The 19,841-nt window shown below is 69.5% G+C and carries 12 protein-coding genes and 1 pseudogene; 8 read left to right on the top strand and 5 right to left on the bottom strand.

Translation table 11 applies throughout. The features are described from left to right. Positions 1-6 precede the first annotated feature (6 nt). Positions 7-1,122 (top strand): LLM class flavin-dependent oxidoreductase, encoded by a 1,116-nt coding sequence (locus QFZ69_RS05085; protein WP_373463159.1) that lies wholly within the window; start codon positions 7-9, stop codon positions 1,120-1,122. A 23-nt stretch (positions 1,123-1,145) separates the two neighbouring features. Further along, positions 1,146-2,477 (top strand): glutamate-1-semialdehyde 2,1-aminomutase, encoded by a 1,332-nt coding sequence (gene hemL / locus QFZ69_RS05090; RefSeq protein WP_306916065.1) that lies wholly within the window; start codon positions 1,146-1,148, stop codon positions 2,475-2,477. A 121-nt stretch (positions 2,478-2,598) separates the two neighbouring features. Here hemL and QFZ69_RS05095 read toward each other — a convergent pair whose 3' ends face one another. From QFZ69_RS05095 to QFZ69_RS05110, 4 genes are all read right to left on the bottom strand, one after another. Beyond that, positions 2,599-3,441, bottom strand: a complete 843-nt coding sequence (locus tag QFZ69_RS05095) for a MetQ/NlpA family ABC transporter substrate-binding protein (RefSeq protein WP_306916067.1) — start codon at positions 3,439-3,441, stop codon at positions 2,599-2,601. Between the two features lie 157 nt (positions 3,442-3,598). Further along, positions 3,599-4,270 carry a methionine ABC transporter permease gene (locus tag QFZ69_RS05100; protein WP_306916068.1) on the bottom strand — a complete coding sequence of 224 codons (672 nt, stop codon included), beginning with the start codon at positions 4,268-4,270 and terminating at the stop codon, positions 3,599-3,601. Beyond that, positions 4,267-5,376: a methionine ABC transporter ATP-binding protein gene (locus QFZ69_RS05105; protein ID WP_306916069.1), complete on the bottom strand. Its 1,110-nt coding sequence runs from the start codon at positions 5,374-5,376 to the stop codon at positions 4,267-4,269. The genes QFZ69_RS05100 and QFZ69_RS05105 overlap by 4 nt, the downstream gene beginning before the upstream one ends. Before the next feature lie 293 nt (positions 5,377-5,669). Then, positions 5,670-6,380 carry a 3'-5' exonuclease gene (locus tag QFZ69_RS05110; RefSeq protein ID WP_306916070.1) on the bottom strand — a complete coding sequence of 237 codons (711 nt, stop codon included), beginning with the start codon at positions 6,378-6,380 and terminating at the stop codon, positions 5,670-5,672. Positions 6,381-6,518: 138 nt separating this feature from the next. Between QFZ69_RS05110 and QFZ69_RS05115 the strand changes: the two genes are divergently transcribed. Genes QFZ69_RS05115 through QFZ69_RS05125 form a run of 3 tightly spaced genes read left to right on the top strand, consistent with a single transcriptional unit; the run spans position 6,519 to position 13,923 of the window. Continuing rightward, positions 6,519-6,935 carry an MGMT family protein gene (locus QFZ69_RS05115; RefSeq protein ID WP_306916072.1) on the top strand — a complete coding sequence of 139 codons (417 nt, stop codon included), beginning with the start codon at positions 6,519-6,521 and terminating at the stop codon, positions 6,933-6,935. Next, positions 6,932-10,279 (top strand): ATP-dependent DNA helicase, encoded by a 3,348-nt coding sequence (locus QFZ69_RS05120; RefSeq protein WP_306916074.1) that lies wholly within the window; start codon positions 6,932-6,934, stop codon positions 10,277-10,279. Before QFZ69_RS05115 ends, QFZ69_RS05120 begins: the two co-directional genes overlap by 4 nt. Then, on the top strand, positions 10,276-13,923 hold the full coding sequence (locus QFZ69_RS05125) for an ATP-dependent DNA helicase (RefSeq protein ID WP_306916076.1): 3,648 nt from the start codon (positions 10,276-10,278) through the stop codon (positions 13,921-13,923). The genes QFZ69_RS05120 and QFZ69_RS05125 overlap by 4 nt, the downstream gene beginning before the upstream one ends. 421 nt (positions 13,924-14,344) lie before the next feature. Here the strand turns inward: QFZ69_RS05125 and QFZ69_RS05130 are convergent. Beyond that, a pseudogene (locus QFZ69_RS05130) lies at positions 14,345-15,586 on the bottom strand (macrolide 2'-phosphotransferase); the annotation flags it as partial. A gap of 190 nt (positions 15,587-15,776) precedes the next feature. On the opposite strand from QFZ69_RS05130, the gene nudC reads away from it, so the two are divergent. The 3 genes from nudC to QFZ69_RS05145 all read left to right on the top strand — a co-directional run bounded on the left by nudC (position 15,777) and on the right by QFZ69_RS05145 (position 19,822). Continuing rightward, positions 15,777-16,844, top strand: coding sequence for an NAD(+) diphosphatase (gene nudC / locus QFZ69_RS05135; protein ID WP_306916078.1), 1,068 nt, complete (start codon positions 15,777-15,779; stop codon positions 16,842-16,844). Between the two features lie 195 nt (positions 16,845-17,039). Then, positions 17,040-19,142, top strand: a complete 2,103-nt coding sequence (locus QFZ69_RS05140) for an ATP-dependent DNA helicase UvrD2 (RefSeq protein ID WP_306919599.1) — start codon at positions 17,040-17,042, stop codon at positions 19,140-19,142. After that, complete coding sequence (locus QFZ69_RS05145; protein ID WP_306999952.1) at positions 19,142-19,822, top strand: M48 family metallopeptidase; 681 nt, start codon at positions 19,142-19,144, stop codon at positions 19,820-19,822. Before QFZ69_RS05140 ends, QFZ69_RS05145 begins: the two co-directional genes overlap by 1 nt. Positions 19,823-19,841: the final 19 nt, after the last annotated feature.

Here is a 19,841-nt window from a genome sequence, read left to right on the forward strand (position 1 = left end):
TGAGTGCTGCGTCCGTGCCGGATCCGGAGTTTATGGCGCACCCCACGGCGCCCCGGGGGGCCCGGGCGCATCCTGCTGGGCCTGAACAGCTTCGGCGACGTCGGGGTCTTCCCGGACGGGCACCCCGTCCCGCACGCCCAGGTGCTGCGCCAGCTGCTGGAACAGGCCGAGCTCGCGGACGAGGTCGGGCTGCACGCCTTCGCCGTGGGGGAGCACCACCGCCGGGACTTTGCCGTCTCCGCCCCGGAGGTGTTCCTTGCCGCCGCGGCGGCCCGGACCAGGAACATCCGGCTCGGCTCGGCCGTGACCGTGCTCAGCTCGGATGATCCCATCCGGGTCTTCCAGCGCTTCTCCACCGTGGACGCCATCGCCAACGGCCGCGCCGAGGTCATGCTGGGCCGGGGCTCCTTCATCGAATCCTTCCCGCTGTTCGGCCTCGACCTGGCGGACTACGAGGTCCTGTTCGAGGAAAAGCTTGAGCTCTTTGACAAGGTCCGGGCGCAGCAACCCGTGCACTGGGAAGGCCGCACCCGGCCCGCCATCAACGGGTTGAGTGTCTACCCGCCGCTCGAACACCATCTGCTGCCGGCCTGGATCGGCGTCGGCGGGACCCCCGAGTCGGTGCTGCGCTGCGCCGAGTACGGCTACCCGATCATCTTCGCCATCATCGGCGGACAACCCCGCGCCTTCGCGCCCCTGGCCGAGCTCTACCGCGAGGCGATGGCCAAGTACGGCCACCCGATGCAGCAGATGGCCACCCATTCACCCGGCCACGTTGCCGCCACCGATGAGGAGGCGCGGGAGGAGTTGTTCCCGCACTGGCTCGCGCAGCGCAACCGGATCGGGTCCGAGCGCGGCTGGGGACCGGGCAACCGGGGCGAATTCGACGCGATGTGCATGCCGGAGGGCGCCTTGTACGTCGGGTCGCCGGAGACCGTCGCCGCGAAGATCGTGCTGCTCAAAAAGAACCTCGGCGTGGACCGCTTCGACCTGAAGTACAGCAGCGGCACGCTGCCGCACGCCGCCATGATGCGGTCCATCGAACTGTTCGGCACCGAAGTGGCGCCCCGCGTGGCTGCCGTGCTGGCCGGGACTACCCTGGGCACGGCAGCAGCCAAGTGAAAGCACCTGAAAGAATAGGAACCATGACTTCCAGCAGCCCTCGCAACGAGGAACTCTTCGACCGTGCCCGCCAGTTGATGCCCGGCGGCGTGAACTCGCCCGTCCGCGCCTTCGGCTCCGTCGGCGGGACGCCGCGGTTCATGATCTCCGCCAAGGGCGCCTACCTGACGGACGCGGACGGGGCCGAATACGTCGACCTTGTCTGCTCCTGGGGGCCGGCGCTGCTGGGGCACGCCCACCCGGCGGTCCTCGCGGCCGTCCACGCCGCCGTCGACCGCGGTCTGTCCTTCGGCGCCTCGACGCCGGATGAGGCCAACCTCGCGGCGATCGTCAAGGAACGCGTCCCCGCCGCGGAGCGGGTCCGGATGGTCTCCACCGGAACCGAAGCGACCATGACCGCCGTCCGGCTGGCGCGCGGCTTCACGGGCCGGGACCTGATCATCAAGTTTGCCGGCTGCTACCACGGCCACCTCGACGGGCTCCTCGCCGCTGCCGGCTCCGGTGTCGCCACCCTCGCGCTGCCGGGCTCGGCCGGCGTCACCGCCGCGACAGCCGCCGAGACCCTCGTGCTGCCCTACAACGACCTCGACGCCGTCGAAGCCGCCTTCGCCGCGCACGGCCCCAACATCGCCGCCGTCATCACCGAGGCCGCGCCGGCCAACATGGGCGTGGTTTCCCCCGGCGAAGGGTTCAACGCCGGGCTGGCCCGCATCACGCGCGAACACGGCGCCCTGCTGATCCTCGACGAGGTCCTGACCGGCTTCCGCACCGGGTACTCCGGCTACTGGGGGCTCACCGGCGGAGCGGCCGGTGCGGACCGGCCGTGGGCACCGGACCTGCTGACCTTCGGCAAGGTCATCGGCGGAGGCATGCCGACGGCGGCCCTCGGCGGACGCGCGGAGGTCATGGACTATCTCGCCCCCGTGGGCCCGGTCTACCAGGCCGGCACCCTTTCCGGGAACCCGGTGGCCATGGCCGCCGGCGTCGCGACCTTGACCCATGCGACCCCGGAGGTCTACTCCTTCGTGGACGCCCGGTCACTGGAGCTCTCCGCGGCGCTGTCCGCGGCGCTGGACACGGCCGGGGTGGACCACTCCATCCAGCGCGCCGGGAACCTGTTCTCGGTGGCCTTCGGCACCTCCGCCCGCGGCGTCCGCAACTACGATGACGCCCAGGGCCAGGAGTCCTTCCGGTACGCGCCGTTCTTCCATTCCATGCTGGACTCCGGCGTCTACCTCCCGCCGTCCGTCTTCGAGGCGTGGTTCCTCTCCGCCGCGCACGACGACGCCGCGATGAACCGGATCTTCGACGCCCTGCCCGCCGCGGCCAAGGCGGCGGCGGCCGCGAAGGCGTAGGCACCGGCCGGGTCGCACCCGGCTGCGTCGTTTTGACCAGTCGTTGTTAAACACTCAGGGCACCCGCCGCGGCGGGTGCCCTGGGTGTTTAAGCTGCGGCCGGGCCGCGGCCTGGAAACGCCTAGAAAGCGACAGTCACGTCGCCGTTCGGCCATTCCTTTTCAATGAAGGCCTTGACCTCGGGGGAGTGCAGGAGCTCTTCGAGCTTCTTGATCCGGATGTCGTCCTTGGAATCCTCGCGCCAGGCCAGGAAGTTGGCGTAGGGGTTGTTCTCCACGGACTCCACGGCCAGGGCGTTCTCGGTGCTCAGTCCGGCCTTGAGGATGAAGTTGCCGTTGATCAGGGCCAGGTCCACGGAAGGATCCTTGAGGTCGTTGATCAGCAGTTCGGGCTGGTTCTCGGAGAACTTGAGCTTCTTGGGGTTCTGCTCGTCGGTGAGGGTCAGCACGGAGCTGTCGTCCTTGATGTCCTTGACCAGGCCGGCGACCTGGAGGACCTTGAGGGCACGGACCTGGTTGGACGGGTCATTCGTGATGGCGACCTTGGCGCCGTCCTGGATGTCCTGGATGTCCGTGACCTTTTCCGAGAATGCGGCGTACGGCTCGATGTGGACGCCCTCGCCGTGGCCGAACTTGTAGCCCTTGGTCTTCACCTGGTCCTCGTACCACGGCAAGTGCTGGTAGTAGTTGGCGTCCAGCGAGCCGTCGCTCAGTGCGGTGTTCGGCGTCTGGTAGTCCTCGATCTCCTTGATGTCCAGCTTGAGGCCGGCCTTGGGCGCGAGGTCCTGGTTGATGAACTCCAGGATCTTCGCCTGCGGGACGGGGCTGGCGCCGACGGAGAGGGTGACCGGGTTGGCGGGGTCAAGGGTCTTGACCTCGGCGCTGGGGGTGGATGAACCACCGCAAGCCGTCAGCGTCAGGGCGGTGACAATGCCGGTGGCCAGGAGGGTAAGTGACTTACGCATTGGATGTGTTCCTTTCGAAGTAGCTGGAATCACGACGTCGACGCCGTGATCCGCGCAGATGCAGAGGGTGGCTACCCGCTGCAGGGGTAATGGTTTGGAAGACGGCGGTCCGGCGGGGTCAGGCCGCGCTGCAGGGTTAAGCCGCTGGAGCCGAGGGTCAGCGGTGGTCGAGACCGCGGGATATCCGCTCGCCCACGAGCTGGATGACCTGGACCAGGACGATGATCAGCACGATGGTGACGAGCATGACCGTGACATCGAAGCGCTGGAAGCCGTAGTTGTACGCCAGCTTGCCGAGGCCTCCGCCTCCGACCAGCCCGGCCATGGCGGAATAGCCGACGAGCGTGACTACCGTGGTGGTGGTGGCCGCGACGAGGGCGGGCAGGGATTCACGCAGCATCACCTTGCTGATGACCTGCATGTTCGTGGAGCCCATCACCTGGGCCGCGTCGATCTTGCCGTGGTGCACATCGCGCAGGCATGTCTCCACGAGCCGGGCAAAAAACGGGATGGTGCCGATCGACAGGGACACCGAGGCGGCGACTGGACCGAGGCTGGTGCCGGTCAGGGCGCGGGCCAGCGGAATGAGGGCGACCATCAGAATGGCGAACGGGATGGACCGGGTGATGTTGACGATCACATCGCTGAGGATCCGGTTGATCACCGGCATCGGCCGCAGCCCGCCCGGGGCGGAGACGTGCAGGAAAACGCCCAGCGGAAGGCCGATCAGCACCGTGAAGAACGCGGAGATGCCGACCATCTGGAGGGTCTCGACGATGGCCTCGGGCAGTGCCTTGACCAGGACGGGATTGCTGAAGATGTCGTTCATGAGATATCTCCCTGTTCCCCGCGGGGAAGGACAGAATTCCGGAGAGGAGAGCCGGAGCCGGTGTCCGCAAGGTCGGTCCCGGTGTCCGGAAATTCGGGCTCCGCGGCGGCCGCCGGCGCGGCGCGCTTGGCCGCGATACCGCGGTCGTGGAGGTAGCCCAGCACGGCGTCGACGTCGGCGTTCTCGGCCAGCTGCACGCGCAGGTGGCCGAACTGCTGGCCGCCCAGGGTTTCGACGCTGCCGGCCAGGACGTTGATGTCGATGTCGAAGTGCCGCGCAACGCCGGTCAGCACAGGCTCCTTGGCGCTGTCGCCGGAGAACAGGATCTCCAGGGCAGGGCCTCGCTGCAGTGCGCCGGGCAGCGGTTCCGACGCCGGAAGCGGCAGCAGCGCGCGGGCAAGCCTGCTCTCCAGGTTGCCGGCCACCTCACGCAGGGCGCCGTGTTCAATGATCCGGCCCCGGGACAGCAGGGACACGGACTCGCAGACGCGCTTCACGACGTTCATTTCGTGCGTGATGATCAACACGGTGAGCTGCAGGCGCCGGGTCAGCTCCTGGATCAGGTCCAGGATTTCATCGGTCGTGGCGGGGTCCAGGGCGGATGTGGGCTCGTCGCAGAGGAGCACATCGGGGTCCGAGGCCAGGGCGCGGGCGATACCCACGCGCTGGCGCTGGCCCCCGGAAAGCTGTGCGGGATAGGCATCCTCGAAGCCCTCCAGCCCCACGAGCTTCAGGAGTTCGGCGACCTTGCCCTGAAGTTTGTCCTTCGGGGTTTTCACCAGTTCGAGCGGGTGGGCCACGTTGCCGGCCGCGGTCCGGGAGTCCATCAGGTTGGCGTGCTGGAACACCATGCCGATGCGGCGGCGGGCCGCGCGGATTTCCGAGTCCCGGACGGAGCTGAGTTCGGTTCCGTCAATGCTGACGGAGCCGGACGTCGGGCGGTCCAGCAGGGTCAGGCAGCGCACGAGGGTCGACTTGCCCGCGCCGGAGTGGCCGATGATGCCGTGGATGGACCCCTTCGGTACCGAAAGAGTGACGCCGTCGAGGGCCACCACTTCCTTCTTGCCCTGCCGGTAGACCTTGCGAAGGTCGGTAACTGTGATCATTGATCCTCTGGCGTTTGGGGATTCGGCGCGGGATAACACACGCACGCGTCTGAACTAAATTATGTCAGCGCGCCTATTTCGCATCCACTTACGCAGAAAGTTCAGCGAATCACGGTGCTTGGCGTAGATCGTTCGGGATTCGAAGCCCGCGGGCGCGCTGCGGCCATGCGGACCCCGGGCTGGGCGGAATCCCTGCCCCGCCCTCCCTGCGCGTCGGCGCCGGGAACGGCCTGTGATCTCCGTCCCAGCATACCGATAGGGGCGCTGCGGGGCCGGCTTGGGCTGGTGCACGGCTAGAAGTCCCCGCGGCTGGCATCTTCCGGGGGCAGCACCGGCCAGTCGCCCTCGATCACGGCGGCAGGCTTGGTCTTGCGCAGGTACGTCTGGAAATCCGTGGCCTGGGCGGAGGCCCAATCGACCTGCAGCTGGTGCAGGTGACTGGCCGGCATCCGCAGCTTCGGAAACTTCCCCGCCATGGCATCGAGCATGCGCAGGGTGGCGAGCGCGTCCGCCGCCGAAGTGTGGGCGTTGTCCAGGCTGACGCCGTACTCCTCGCACAGGGCGGTCAGGGTGCGCTTGCCCTTGCGGTAGCGGTCCACCTGCTTGTTCATGATGTAGGGGTCCAGCACCGGGAAGCGGCTCAGCTGGGGCACCCCGTGCCGGGCCGATTCGGCAGCGAGCACGGTGAAGTCGTAGCTGGCGTTGAAAGCGATCACGGGGACGCCGGTGTCGAACAGTTCCTGGAGCACCGCGGCCACTTCCCGTGTCACGTCTGCGGCAGGCCGGCCCTCGCTGCGGGCCTTTTCGGTGGTGACGCCGTGGATATCACTGGCCTCGGTGGGAATCTCCACACCCGGATCGGCGAGCCATTCATGTTCCTTGATGAGCCCGCCGTCGGAATCCACCACGGTGACCGACGCGGTGACGATCCTGGCCGAGCGCGAGTTCCGGCCGGTGGTTTCGAGGTCGAAGGCTGCGCGGGGGAGGGTGTTCCAAGTGGTCATGCGTCAACGCTACCTGCTGCCGCCGACAGTCATGCGCCACCCGCGCCGGCCGCCTCGCATGGTGGTTAGAGGCCCTGTCAAAGGAGCGGACGGGCCGGCGCTGAACAGACGGGGGCCTTGCCCGGCTACGCTTAAGTCATGCGGATGGAGTATGTGGAGGCGGTGCTGGAACTTGTGGCATTGATCCCCGCAGGCACCGCAGTGTCCTACAGTGACGTTGCCGAACTCCTGGGTTCCGGCGGCGCCCGGCAGGTCGGATCCGTTTTGAGCCACCACGGCAGCTCCGTCCCCTGGTGGCGCGTCCTGAAGGCCAGCGGGGAGGCGCCGCCGGGTCACGAGCGCGAGGCCTTGGCACTGTACATCCGGGAGGGCACCCCGCTGCTGGGAAGCTACACGGAGTACCTCCGCACCGGCGAAGGGCGGTGGCGTGTCGACCTGATGTCGGCGCGGTGGGCTCCCTCGGACGCTGACTTCGACCGGATTGACGCGATCGCCGGACGGCTCGAACGCACCCTGCATAAAATGTCGGCGCCCGATGATGAAATGACTGTGTGAGCACCTCCAGCCAGAACCCCACTCTCCGCCTGCTTCCACCCCGCAAACAGCACACCGCCGTGCCGTCGCTCTCAGCGGACCAGCGCGCCGCCGTCGACGTTCCGCATGGTTCCGGACCCGTCCTTGTCCCCGGCGCCCCGGGGACCGGCAAATCCACGGTGCTCGTGGAGGCGGCCGTGCACCGCGCCCGGCGCGATGGCCTGGACCCGGAACGGGTGCTGATCCTGGCACCGGGACGGCTCGCGGCCGACACGCTGAGGGACCAGTTCACCGCCCGGCTGGACCGCAGCCTGAGTACGACGCCGGCCCGCACCTGGGCGTCCTATGCTTTCGATGTGATCCGGCGCGCCAAAGCCGAGGGCATCCTGCCGCTGCCGCGTCCGCCGAAGCTGCTGTCCGGCCCGGAGCAGGACCTGATCATCAAGGAACTCCTCGAAGGCCATGCGCGGCCCGGACTCGAGTTGCCCTGGCCGGAAGACCTGGGGGCCGCCCTGCAGACCCGCGGATTCCGGCAGGAGGTCCGCCAGCTCTTTGACCGGGTCATCGAATCCGGACGCACGGCCGAGGACCTGGTGGTCCTGGCGGCGCGCTGCCACCGGCCCGACTGGGTGGCCGCGGCCACCCTGTATTCCGAATACCGGGATGTCCTGGACCTGCGGATGCCCGAGGCCTTCGACCCGGCGGGCATCATCACCGCAGCCCGCCAGATCTTCCAGGACGCCCCGGACTTCCTGGCGGCCGAGCGCGGCCGGCTGCAGCTGGTTTTGGTGGATGACATCCAGGAAGCGAACCCCGCCGTGTTCGAACTGCTCGCGGACATCGCAGCGGGCAAGGATTCCCTCATCACCTTCTCCCCGGACACGGTGGTCCAGGGCTTCCGCGGCGCCCGGCCGGATCTGGTCGCCGAGCTGCCGCGGCTGCTTGCCTCCGCCGGCGGCGCCGTCCTCGAACGCCCGCTCTCGACGGCGCACCGCCACACCCCCGCCGTGGCGGAGGCCTGGCTCTTGGTGGCCGGGCGCATCTCCCGCCGCGCCGGCGGGCAGTCGGCCCGCCGGCTCCAGCAGCCCGGCCGGGACGCATCCCCGGGTACCGACGGCGCGTGCGCCGGCGGCCCGGAAGCAGCCGATCCGGCAGCAGCCCGCCCGGAAGCGGGCGACCTCGGAGCCGGCCGGGTCGAGGCGCACCTGCTGCCGTCCCCGGTCCACGAACTGCGCTACGTGGCGCAGCGGATCCTCGAAGCACAGCTGAACGACGGCCGGGAACTGGGCGAGATCGCCGTGATCGTCCGCAACGGCGGCCAGCTCGGACAACTGCAGCGTTACCTCTCGGGCCAGGGCATCCCGGTCCGGATCCCGGTGGCGGAATCCGCCGTCCGCGACGAAGTCGCCGTCCGGCCCCTGCTCGATGCCTACGCCGTCGTGCTGGATCCGGCCGTGCTGACTCCCGAGGCGGCCGTGGCCCTCCTGACGTCACGGATCGGCGGCGCCATGTCGATTGAACTGCGCCGGCTCCGCCAGTCGCTGCGCCGGGAGGAAATCTTGGGAGGTGGCGGCCGCACCAGCGATGCGCTCCTCGTCGAGGCCCTGCTGGAGCCAGGGGCATTGGCCACGCTCGGCATCGAGGGGCATTCCGCACGCCGGATAGCCCGGATGATCCTCGCCGGCAGGGAAGCCGCGCAGGCGCCCGGCGGCAATGCCGAAACGGTGCTGTGGGCCCTGTGGAACTCCACCGGACTCGCTTCACGGTGGACCGAGGCTGCGCTGGCCGGGGGAGCGGCCGGAGCCCGCGCCGACCGCGACCTCGACGCCATGATGGCCTTGTTCCACACTGCCGAGCGCTACGTGGACCAGCTTCCCGGCTCCGGTCCCGAACAGTTCCTTGAGTACCTGCTCAGCCAGGAACTGCCGATGGACACCCTGGCGGCGAGGGCGCAGCTGGAGGACGCCGTGGAACTTCTGACCCCCGCCAGCGCCGCCGGACGGGAATGGCCGGTCGTGATCGTTCCGGGACTCCAGGAGGGCGTATGGCCCAACACCAGGCTCCGCGGAGAACTGCTGGGCAGCACCCTGTTCGCGGACGCCGTCGAACACGGGGTGGAGTATGCGCTGCAGCTGGACCCGCTCAGCCGGCTGCGGGAAATCCGCTACGACGAGCTGCGGAGCTTCTCCACCGCGGTCTCGCGGGCCCGGCAGGAGCTGATCTGCACCGCCGTGTCTTCGGAAGACGAGCAGCCCTCATCGTTCCTGGACTACGTGGCGCCACTGCATCCGGACCAGGACCGGCGAGGCTTCACCCCGGTGGAACGGCCCTTGACCCTGCGCGCCCTCGTGGCGGAACTGCGCCAGTATGCGCAGCTGGACGCTGCCGAGGCTGCCGAGGCAACCGCCGTGCTGGGCGCCCTGGCGGCCGCGGAACCGCCCGTGCCCGGGGCGCATCCCGGAAGCTGGTGGGGTCTGGCGCCGCTGTCCTCCGATGCGCCCGTGGTGCCGGCGGGGGGCACGGTGTACGTCTCACCGTCGAAGGTTGAAACGGTGCAGAAATCACCTCTGGACTGGTTCGTCCAGGCGGCGGGAGGCGAGGCGGCGACCGACTTCGCCCGCAGCCTCGGGACCCTCGTCCACGCCATCGCGCAGGACCTGCCGGACGCCTCGGGCAACGAGTACGTGGCCGAACTCGTGCGCCGCTGGCCCGCGCTCGGGATGAAGGACAACTGGGAAGGCCGGCTCGACTTCCAGCGCGCCGAGGCCATGGTGCGGAAGCTGGCACAATACGTGCTGCTCATGCGCGCCGAAGGCCGCAGCCTGGTGGGCGTCGAACAGGACTTCGAGGTGAAGCTGCCGGACGTCGCCCCGGAATCCCGGGCCGCCAGCACCGGCAGCGACGACGGAGGTGAGCCCTGGCCGGCCCGCCCGGCCGTGCTGCGAGGGCAGGTCGACCGGCTTGAGATCGACGCCGCAGGCCGTCTGGTCGTTGTGGACCTCAAGACCGGGAAACGGCAGCCCGGCAAAGCCGACCTGGAGCGGCACCCGCAGCTGGGCGCCTACCAGGCAGCCGTCCTGGCAGGAGGCTTTGCCGGCCCCGACGACGGTCCGCCGCCACTTCCGGGCGGTGCCGTCCTGGCCCAGCTCGGGACCACCACCAAAAGCCCCGGCATCCAGGCCCAGGCAGCGCTGGACCCGGCGGTGAACTGGGCGCTGGACATGGTGGGTGATGCCGCGCGCGTGATGTCCGGCAACACCTTTGAGGCGCGGCACGACCCGTCCAAGAGCGGACACGGCGGCCACGGCTGCCGGCTGCCCGAAGTCTGTCCGCTGTGCGCACGAGGAAAGCAGGTTACCGAATGACCACCGAGGAAACGCCGCGGACCCGGCCGGCGGTGCTTCCCGCAGCTCTTCCGGTCCCCAGGTTCAGCCCCGAGGAGCTGTCCGCGATGCTGGGGGAGAAGAACAGTCCGACGCCGGAACAATCGCTGATTATTGCGTCCCCCCTGACGCCCCGGCTGGTCATCGCCGGTGCAGGCTCCGGAAAGACAGCAACCATGGCGGACCGTGTCGTTTGGCTCGTGGCCAACGGGTGGGTCCGGCCCGAGGAAGTGCTCGGCGTGACCTTCACCCGCAAGGCCGCCGGGGAGCTTGCCACGCGCATCCGTGCCAAGCTGGCCGCGCTGCAGCGGATTGCCGCCGCGGACTCCGGGAACCAGGTCTTTCCGGCCGGACTGCTCAGTACCGATGCACTCGAGCCCAAGGTCTCCACCTACCACTCCTATGCGAGTGGAATCGTGTCCGACTACGGCCTCCGGCTCGGCGTGGAACGCGACGTCGTGCTGCTCGGCGCTGCCCAGTCCTTCCAGCTCGCCAGCGAGGTCGTGGAGGCGTTTGACGGTGAGTACGAGCATTTCCGCGCAGCCAAGTCCACCCTGGTCAAAGCGGTGATCCAGCTCGCCGGGGAATGCGCTGAGCACCTGCAGGACCCTGCCGGGGTCCGCGGCTGGCTGCTTGAGCGGGTGGCGGAGTTCGAGGCCCTGCCGTACCTCGCCACCGCCAAGAAGAACCCGAGCCAGGCCGCCGGCGAGCTCAGCGCCCTGCTCCGCACGCGGGCCAGCGTCGCGGACATGGTGGGGCGCTACACCGACGCCAAACGTGCCCGGGGCGCACTGGACTTCGGCGACCTCGTGGCCCTGGCGGCGCGGGTGGCGAACGAAATCCCGGTCGCCGCGGAAACCGAGCGCCAGCGCTACAAGGTGGTGCTGCTGGACGAATTCCAGGACACCTCCCACGCCCAGCTGGTGCTCTTCTCCCGGCTCTTCGGCGACGGCCACGCCGTGACCGCGGTGGGCGACCCGAACCAGTCCATCTACGGCTTCCGCGGCGCCTCCGCCGGGCAGCTGTTCCATTTCGTCCGGGAATTCCCGCTCCGGATCGACTCCGCCGACAGTGCCGCCGACAGTGCCGCCGACAGCCCCGCCGACGGCGCCGAAGGCGAAGCGGACAGGAACGTCGGCGCGCCCCGCTTCGCCGTGGCGCCGACGTCGTACCTCACCACCGCGTGGCGCAACGGCCGGAACATCCTCTCCGCCGCCAACGTCATTTCCGGGCCGCTCAGCAAGGCAGCCGCCCATGCAGGCGCCGCCGGCGCACGGGACACAGCCGAAACCGTAGAGGTGCCGCCCTTGCGGCCGAGCCCGGCCGCGGTCCAGGGCAGGGTGGTGATGGGCCGCTTTGCCACGGACGAGGATGAAGCCGCGGCCATCGCCGGCGACGTGCTGAAGTTCCGGGTGACGGACTTCGAGGCGTCGGCTGCGGAGCATCCCGAGCCCCCCGCGATGGCGGTGCTCTGCCGGCGGCGGGCGCAGATGGAGTGCGTCCGCCGCGAATTCGAGCAGCGGGGCATCCCGTACGAAATCGTCGGTCTCGGGGGACTGCTGGATACTCCCGAAATAGTGGATTTGGTCGCCACTTTGCGGGTCCTGGCCGATCCGGGACGGTCGGATTCCCTGATGCGGCTGCTGGCCGGAGCGCGCTGGCGGATCGGGCCGGCCGACCTGATGGCCTTCCATGACTGGTCCAGTTTCCTTGCGCGGCGCCGGGGACGCCCCGGCAGCTCCGACGCGGACGATGCCGACACCGACGCCGGCGCGGATGGAACGGTGATCGAGGGCGACCTCACAGATGCCGCCAGCCTGATCGAAGCGCTGGACTGGCTGCCGCGCGAAGGCTGGGTTTCCCGGCACGGCCGCGCGCTCACCCCCGAGGCGCTGGAACGGCTCCAGCGCCTCTCGGCGGAACTGCGCCAGCTGCGGGGTTTCATGGGTGATGACCTCACCACGCTGCTCGGCGAGGTCGAGCGCGCGATGCTCCTCGATATTGAGGTCGCCGCGCGGCCGGGGATCAGCGTCCACCAGGCGCGACGGAACCTGGACGCTTTCCAGGATGCTGCAGCAGGATTCCTGTTCACCTCCCACCGCGTCGACGTGCTGGCCTTCCTCGCCTGGCTGGAGGCCGCGGCCGCTGAGGAAAACGGCCTGGATGCCGCCGCAGCCGAAGTGAACCACGCGGCCGTGCAATTGCTGACCGTGCATGCGTCCAAGGGCCTGGAATGGGATGTTGTGTTCGTCCCCGGGCTCAATGCCGGCGCTTTTCCGAGCAGCCGCGACTCGCGCTGGAGCAGCGGCAGCGCCGCGCTCCCCTGGCCATTGCGCGGGGACCGGGCGGACCTGCCGCAATGGGACGTGGACCAGCCGGACCAGAAGGGCTGGCTCGACGCCGAGAAGGAGTTTAAGTCGGCCGTCCAGGTCCACGGCGAGGCCGAGGAGCGGCGTCTGGCCTATGTGGCCTACACCCGCGCCAAACATGTCCTCTGGGTATCCAGTGCAGCCTGGGTAGGCTCCCGGGCGGGCATGGCGGAGATGTCACCCTTCCTGGCGGAGCTTGAGGGGCTCTCCGGCGGTGGGCACGCGGAGATCCATCCCCGGTCCGTCAGCGAGGAATCACTGCCGGAGAAGAGCCCGCTGACCTCGGAACTGGAGCTGGCGCTGTGGCCCTACGACCCCCTCGAGGGTCCGGTCGACCCGCGCACCGGCTCGCGGCTCAGGCTCGTCGCCGGGCGGGCGGCAATGGAGGCAGCCGCGGCCCGGGTGCTGGCGTCCCTGGCCGGCGGCGCGCCGGAAAGCGTTCTGGACCCGACCGGCCCGACGGAGGGCTTCCGGAGCGGCGAACAGCTCCGGCTCCTCCGCGGACCGGCCGCGGGCTGGACCCGCGAGGCAGCGATGCTGCTGGAGCGCCGCTCCCGGCGGAACGTCGTGCAGGATGTCCACCTGCCGGGCCACATTTCCGCGTCCACCCTTGTCGAGCTGGAAGACGACCCCGACTCCGTGGTCGCGCGGCTGCGGCGGCCGATCCCGCGGGAGCCGGGGATGTCGGCGCGCAAGGGCACCGCCTTCCACGCCTGGGTGGAGGAGTATTTCGGTGCCGCCGGCATGCTGGACCTCGGCGAGGCGGCCGGCTCGGACGACCATATCGATGAGGCCTACGGGCTGGACGCGATGGTGGAGACGTTCCGCCAGTCGGAGTGGGCCCACCGTGCACCGGCCCATGTCGAGGTGCCGGTCGAGACGCGCATCGGAGATGTGGTGGTCCGCGGCCGGATCGACGCCGTTTTCCGGGACGCGGACGGAGGCTGGGATTTGGTGGACTGGAAGACCGGCCGCCGGCCGGCCGCTAGCCAACTCAAAGTCAAGGCCGTTCAGCTTGCTGTCTACCGGCTGGCCTGGTCCCGGCTCAAGGGCGTTCCGCTGGACGAAGTCCGGGCCGCGTTCTATTACGTGGCGGACAATCAGGTGGTCCGCCCGCACGACCTGGGATCAGCGGAACGGCTCGAGTCAATCGTGGCAGCCGCCCTGGGCCAGGGCGGGCGGACTCAAAGCGGCCGGGCCCAAAGCGGCCGGGCCCAAAGCGGCCGGAAACAGGGCCCCGACACCGGCGGCGCCTAGGGCATCCGGACGGTCACGACTAGCGCGGCTTGGCCTCGACGACGGGCAGCGCGGTAGTCGAGATGTCCTCGGAGATGGTGGCGGCGACCACGGAGATTGACTGCGTCGAGGTGTCCTCGGCGGTGGCGACGGTAGCCTTCGGGGCCTGAACCACCTCGGACGGCTCCTCGGGGGAGTCAGGGCCCGTCGGGCCGGTGCCGTCGGCGGGATCTTCGCGGCCGGCGGCCTGGTCACCGGCCGCAGAATCGGCGGTCTCGCTGGTCCGGCTGGCTGCGGGCGTGTCCTGCGGGGCGTCCTCGCCGTCGGCTGGCCGGGGCTCGCCCTCCGGACTTTCAGAGCCGCCAGCGGCGTCGTCGGCCACGCCGGGCGCGTGGGGCGCGTCAGTGTAGGGCGCGTCAGCGTTGCGGGCGGTCGCGCCGTCCGCAGTTGCGGCGTCGCCAGCCGCGCCGGGCGCGTCAGCGTTGCGGGCGGTCGCGCCGTCCGCGGCAACGGGCACACCGTCGCCTGGCTCGTCAGCACCGCCGATACCACCGTCATTGCCGCTGATCTCGTCGACGGGGATGGGGGTCACCTGGACGGCGGGCATCGCGCTGCTCGACGGAACCGCAGCCAGGCCGGACGCCGGGTCCGGCGCGAGCAGCGTCACTTTGCTCACGGCCGGCACCGGAATGCTCTCGGGGCCCGCAGGCTGGCCCGGGGCGGGCGGGGCCACCGGCTGGGGCAGGGGTTCCACACTGATCGGCTGTCCGCCGTGTTCCGCGACGTCCTCGGCCAGCGCCGTGAGCATCGATTCGGCCTCGTCAATCATGTCCTGGTTCCCCGCGGAGAGACCCTTGACCAGGTACTGGGCCAGCGCGAATTCGGCGGACAGGGCCGCGCGCCGGAGCAGATGGGCGTCGGGGGCGTCCCGCCGGCCGGAGGTGTAGTGCTCCAGGACAGCGTCCACGAAGTCCTGCTCGTTCGAGGCGACCAGCCAGGCCATGTCGTCAGCGGGGTCGCCGATGCGCAGGTCCGTCCAGCCTGTTACTGCGGTCACCCGCTCGCCTTCGACGAGCAGGTTGTCCTCGTGCAGATCGCCATGGACGACGCAGGGGTTGAACCGCCACAGCGACACGTCCTCCAGCGCGTGTTCCCACCGTCGCAGCAGGAGCGGCGGGATCTTGCCGGTGGTTGCCGCCTGGTCCAGCTCATTGAGGCGGCGCTGGCGGAACTCGTTCGGCGTGTAGCTTGGCAGATCGGCGTTGCTGACGAGGGAGCGCGGCAGGTCATGGATGGCGGCCATGGCCGCCCCGATTTCCCGGGCCAGGGCGGCGGATCCTTCGCTGAGGTCCTCGACGGAACGGGTGGAACCGCCCAAGTGCGAGTATACGAACGTGCTCAGCGGGCCCTGCCGGACGGTGCCGGCGACCGTAGGCATCAGGAAGGGGAGCTCGGCGCGGATCGCGGGGGCGAAGGCCCGCAGCACCATGAACTCCGTTTCCAGCCGGGCACTGGCCTCGGCGTGCCGGGGGGATCGGACGCGCCAGCGCTTGCCTTCGGAGTCCAGGAGGAGCGCCGAATCGAAGTCCGCCGGATCGTCAGGCGCAGAGCTAACGGCGGTCGGGGTCAGCCCGGGGACTGCCGCGGTTGCCACAGCTGCCAGTTCGATTGGTTTTCTTCTCACGCTTCCACGGTAGATTGAGCAGCGCCCAGGACTGCGATGCACCACGGCGAGTCTCCAGATCCGGTATAAATAGCATCCGGAAAGCCCGCGTCGGAACCAGTGCGTGTCCGCGGTCACCAAGCCGCGTGACCGCTCCCGCAAACACCCCCTGAAAATGTCAATTGTCAGCGGGAGTCAGTACGGTGGGTACATGAGTCTTGCGGAGCCACCGGCGTCAGGGAACGAACCATGGCCGGGCACGCCAACCCCGCCGGGACCGGGCCTCCTCGCCAACCACCTCCAGGACACCGTTCTCCCGGTGCGCCCCGCACTGATTGACCGTGGATCCGCCGCGCGGATGAAGCCGAATATGCTGGAAGACCTCGTCGCCTCCGGGACCGCCCGGGCCATGGTTCTCTCCGGACGGCAGGCCCTCATCGACGGTGACAGCCTGGTCCTCCTCGACGCGGCCGAACTGGCCGAACACCTGCGGGACACCGACTACGCCCCGGACCAGTTGATCTATCTGGGCGCGGCGCTGCCAGGTTCGGACCTTGAGGCAGGAACGCAGCTGGTCCTCTTCCTGCTGCCACGGCAATTCGAGGTCAAGGCCGAGGAATTCGAAGCGCACATCGCCGGCATCCCCGCAGGGGCACGGTGGGCCGGCTTCCGGGACGTCGCTGCCGGCCTTAACCCTACGGAAACCGCCCTCTTCCTCGAAGCCAGTGCCATCGCCAACTGGCATGCCAGCCACACCTATTGCCCGCGCTGCGGTACCGCCACGCAACCGGAGGCCGGCGGCTGGGTCCGCCGCTGCCCCGCGGACAGTTCCGAACACTACCCGCGCACTGACCCCGCCATCATCGTCACCGTGGTCGGTGCCGACGGCCGGCTACTGCTCGGCGGCGGAGGCCCGCTGGACGCCCGGAACTACTCCACACTGGCCGGTTTCGTTGAACCGGGGGAGTCCCTGGAGCAGGCCGTGGTCCGGGAGATCGGCGAAGAGGTCGGCGTCCGCGTCACCGCCTGCCAGTACCTCGGATCCCAGCCCTGGCCCTTTCCGGCCTCGCTGATGCTCGGGTTCACCGCGACGACCCGGGACGCCACAGCAACGCCCGACGGCATCGAGGTCACCAGGGCGCGCTGGTTCAGCCGGAGCGAACTGCAGGACGCAGTGCTCAGCGGCGAAATCGTCATCTCCAGCCGGCTGTCCATTGCCCGGGCACTCATCGAGCACTGGTACGGCGGCGTCATCCAGGACCGCGTGGACCTTCAATGATGCCCCGATGCACACCCTCAGCGGTTGCGTGGCCCTGCAGTGCCACCGCCCACCCGAAACCCTCCAGCGACTAAGCAGCATGAAGTGACGACAGAGAACGTGAACACCAGGACTTTCCCCGGCCTCCTGCCCGACGCCGAAACCCCTCACGACGCGTCCGCTCAGGCATCTCCCCAGGAACCGGACAACCGTTCCCTGGAGGAGCGCATCCTCGGCGGGCTCGACGCCGAACAGCGCGAGGTCGCGAGCACCCTGAACGGACCGATGTGTGTGCTGGCGGGTGCCGGTACCGGCAAGACCCGTGCCATCACCCACCGGATCGCCTACGGCGTCCATTCAGGCGTCTACAGCCCGCAGCGGCTCCTGGCCGTCACGTTCACCTCGCGGGCCGCGGCCGAAATGCGCAGCAGGCTCCGGGACCTCGGCGTGGGGAACGTCCAGGCCCGCACCTTTCACGCCGCCGCACTCCGTCAGCTGCAGTTCTTCTGGCCCCAGGCCGTCGGCGGCGCGCTGCCGAACCTGCTCGACCACAAGGCGCAGATGATCGCCGAGGCTGCCCGTCGGCTCCGCCTCAGTACCGACCGCGCCTCGATCCGGGACCTCGCCTCCGAAATCGAGTGGGCCAAGGTGTCCATGCTGACTCCGGCCAACTACCTCGAAAATGCGCAGACGCGCGGAAACCCCGGCGGGTTCGACCTGACCGCCGTTGCCCGGGTCTTCCAGTCCTATGAGGACGTCAAGACGGACCGCAACGTGATCGACTTCGAGGATGTGCTGCTGATTACGGTGGGCATCCTGCAGGAGGACCCCAAGGTCGCCGCCACGGTCCGGGAGCAGTACCGGCACTTCGTCGTCGACGAGTACCAGGACGTCTCGCCGCTGCAGCAGCGGCTGCTGGAACTGTGGCTCGGCGGACGCGATGAGCTGTGTGTCGTGGGCGACGCCAGCCAGACCATCTACTCGTTCACCGGCGCCTCCCCGAAGCACCTGCTCGGTTTCAAGGCGATGTACCCGGCAGCCAACGTGGTCAAGCTGATCCGCGACTACCGATCCACGCCACAGGTCGTGAAGCTGGCCAACGAGCTGCTGGCGGGCCGGCGCAGCGGCGGTCCGGTGGCGGACGCGGCCTGGGCCACTCCCCTGCAGCTTGTGGCGCAGCGCCCGGCCGGCCCGGTGCCGCAATTCACCGAGTGCACCGACGACGAGGCGGAGGCCGCCACGGTGGCGGTCAAGGTCCGCGGACTGCTGGACGCCGGCACCCCCGCGAGTCAGATCGCGGTGCTGTTCCGCACCAACGGACAGTCCGAAGCGTACGAACAGGCCCTGGCCTCGGCCGCGATCGGCTACCAGCTGCGCGGCGGTGAGCGCTTCTTTGCCCGCAAGGAAGTCCGTGACGCCATCCTCCAGCTTCGGGCCGCCACCCGGGCGGCCGCTGAGACTGCCGCACCCGAACCGCTCGGCCAGCTGGTCCGCGACATTGTCGCCTCCCTGGGCTACACGGACTCGGCGCCGCACAGCGGCGGCGCTGTGCGGGAGCGCTGGGAATCGCTGGCGGCGCTCGTGGCCCTCGCCGATGAACTCGTGCTCAGCCGCGGCGGACAGTTCACCCTCGCCGACTTCGTCAACGAACTCCAGGAACGCTCCCTCGCACAGCATGCCCCGACCGTCCAGGGCGTGACCCTGGCCTCGCTGCACGCTGCCAAGGGCCTCGAATGGGACGCCGTCTTCCTTGTGGGACTCAGTGAAGGGCTCGTGCCGATCTCGTTCGCGGACACCCCCGAAGCCGTGGACGAGGAACGGCGCCTGCTGTACGTCGGCATCACCCGCGCCAGGGAGCACCTGTTCCTGTCCTGGTCCACCGCGCGGACACCCGGCGGCCGCGCCAACCGCAAGCCGTCCCGTTTCCTGGACGGACTGCGCCCCGACTCCGTTGCCAGCTCCTCCGTCCGCGGCAAAGGTGCGGCGCCACGCCGGAAAGCCGCCGTTCCGGCGTCGTGCCGGGTCTGCGGAAGCATGCTCTCTTCCGGTGCCGAACGCAAGGTGGGACGCTGCAGCCAGTGCCCGCCCAGCTATGAGGAGCAGACCTTCAACGCGCTCCGGCAATGGCGCAAGGACGTGGCCCTCGAGGCGGATGTCCCCGCGTTCGTGGTCTTCACCGACGCGACCCTGACGGCCATCGCCGAGGCCCGCCCCACATCGCTGGAAGAGCTGGCCAAACTCGCCGGGGTGGGCCCGTCGAAGCTGGAGAAGTACGGTGAAGCGGTGCTGGCCGTCCTCGTCGAAAGCACCAGCCTCTGATGGCCGGCGCTTCGGGCCGCCCGGCCGGTAACCGGACCCCCACACCGGCAGCCCTGGCGGCTGTCCCGCTGACCACGCCCGAGGGCGCACCCGTGGAGGTGCGGCGCTCGGCCCGCCGTCGCCGGACGGTTGCCGCCTTCTGGGAAAACGGTACCGCCGTGGTCGCCATACCCGCGTCCTTCACCCGCAATCAGGAGCGTGAGTGGGTGCACCGGATGCTGGAGAAGCTCCGGCTTCAGGGGGAGCGGGGAGCCCCAGCCGCCGGCAAGCGGCGTCCGCGCAGCGATGCCGCCCTGGCCGGCCACGCCGCGGAGCTGTCAGCAAAATACTTCAGCGGCCGCGCCGTGCCGTCGTCGGTCCGCTGGGTCGGCAACCAGAACTCACGGTGGGGATCGGCGACACCCTCGGACGGAAGCATCCGTCTCTCCGACAAGCTCCGTTCCATGCCGCAGTGGGTCATTGACTATGTGCTACTCCACGAACTGGCCCACCTGCTCGTGGCCGGCCACAACGCCGCGTTCTGGCGGCTGTTGGAGGCCTACTCCGACACGGAACGCGCCAAGGCCTTCCTGGAAGGCGTTTCCTTCGCGACCTCGCGCGGCCTCGCGCCGGGCGGCGACTCCGGTGACGGCGGCTGGAATGACACGGACGACGTCGACGACGCGGCCGGGATCGGCTGACGGCAGCAACGTCGGCGGC

It is taken from the genome of Arthrobacter sp. V1I7 (genome assembly GCF_030817015.1).
In the GTDB taxonomy this organism is placed as follows: Bacteria; Actinomycetota; Actinomycetes; order Actinomycetales; family Micrococcaceae; genus Arthrobacter.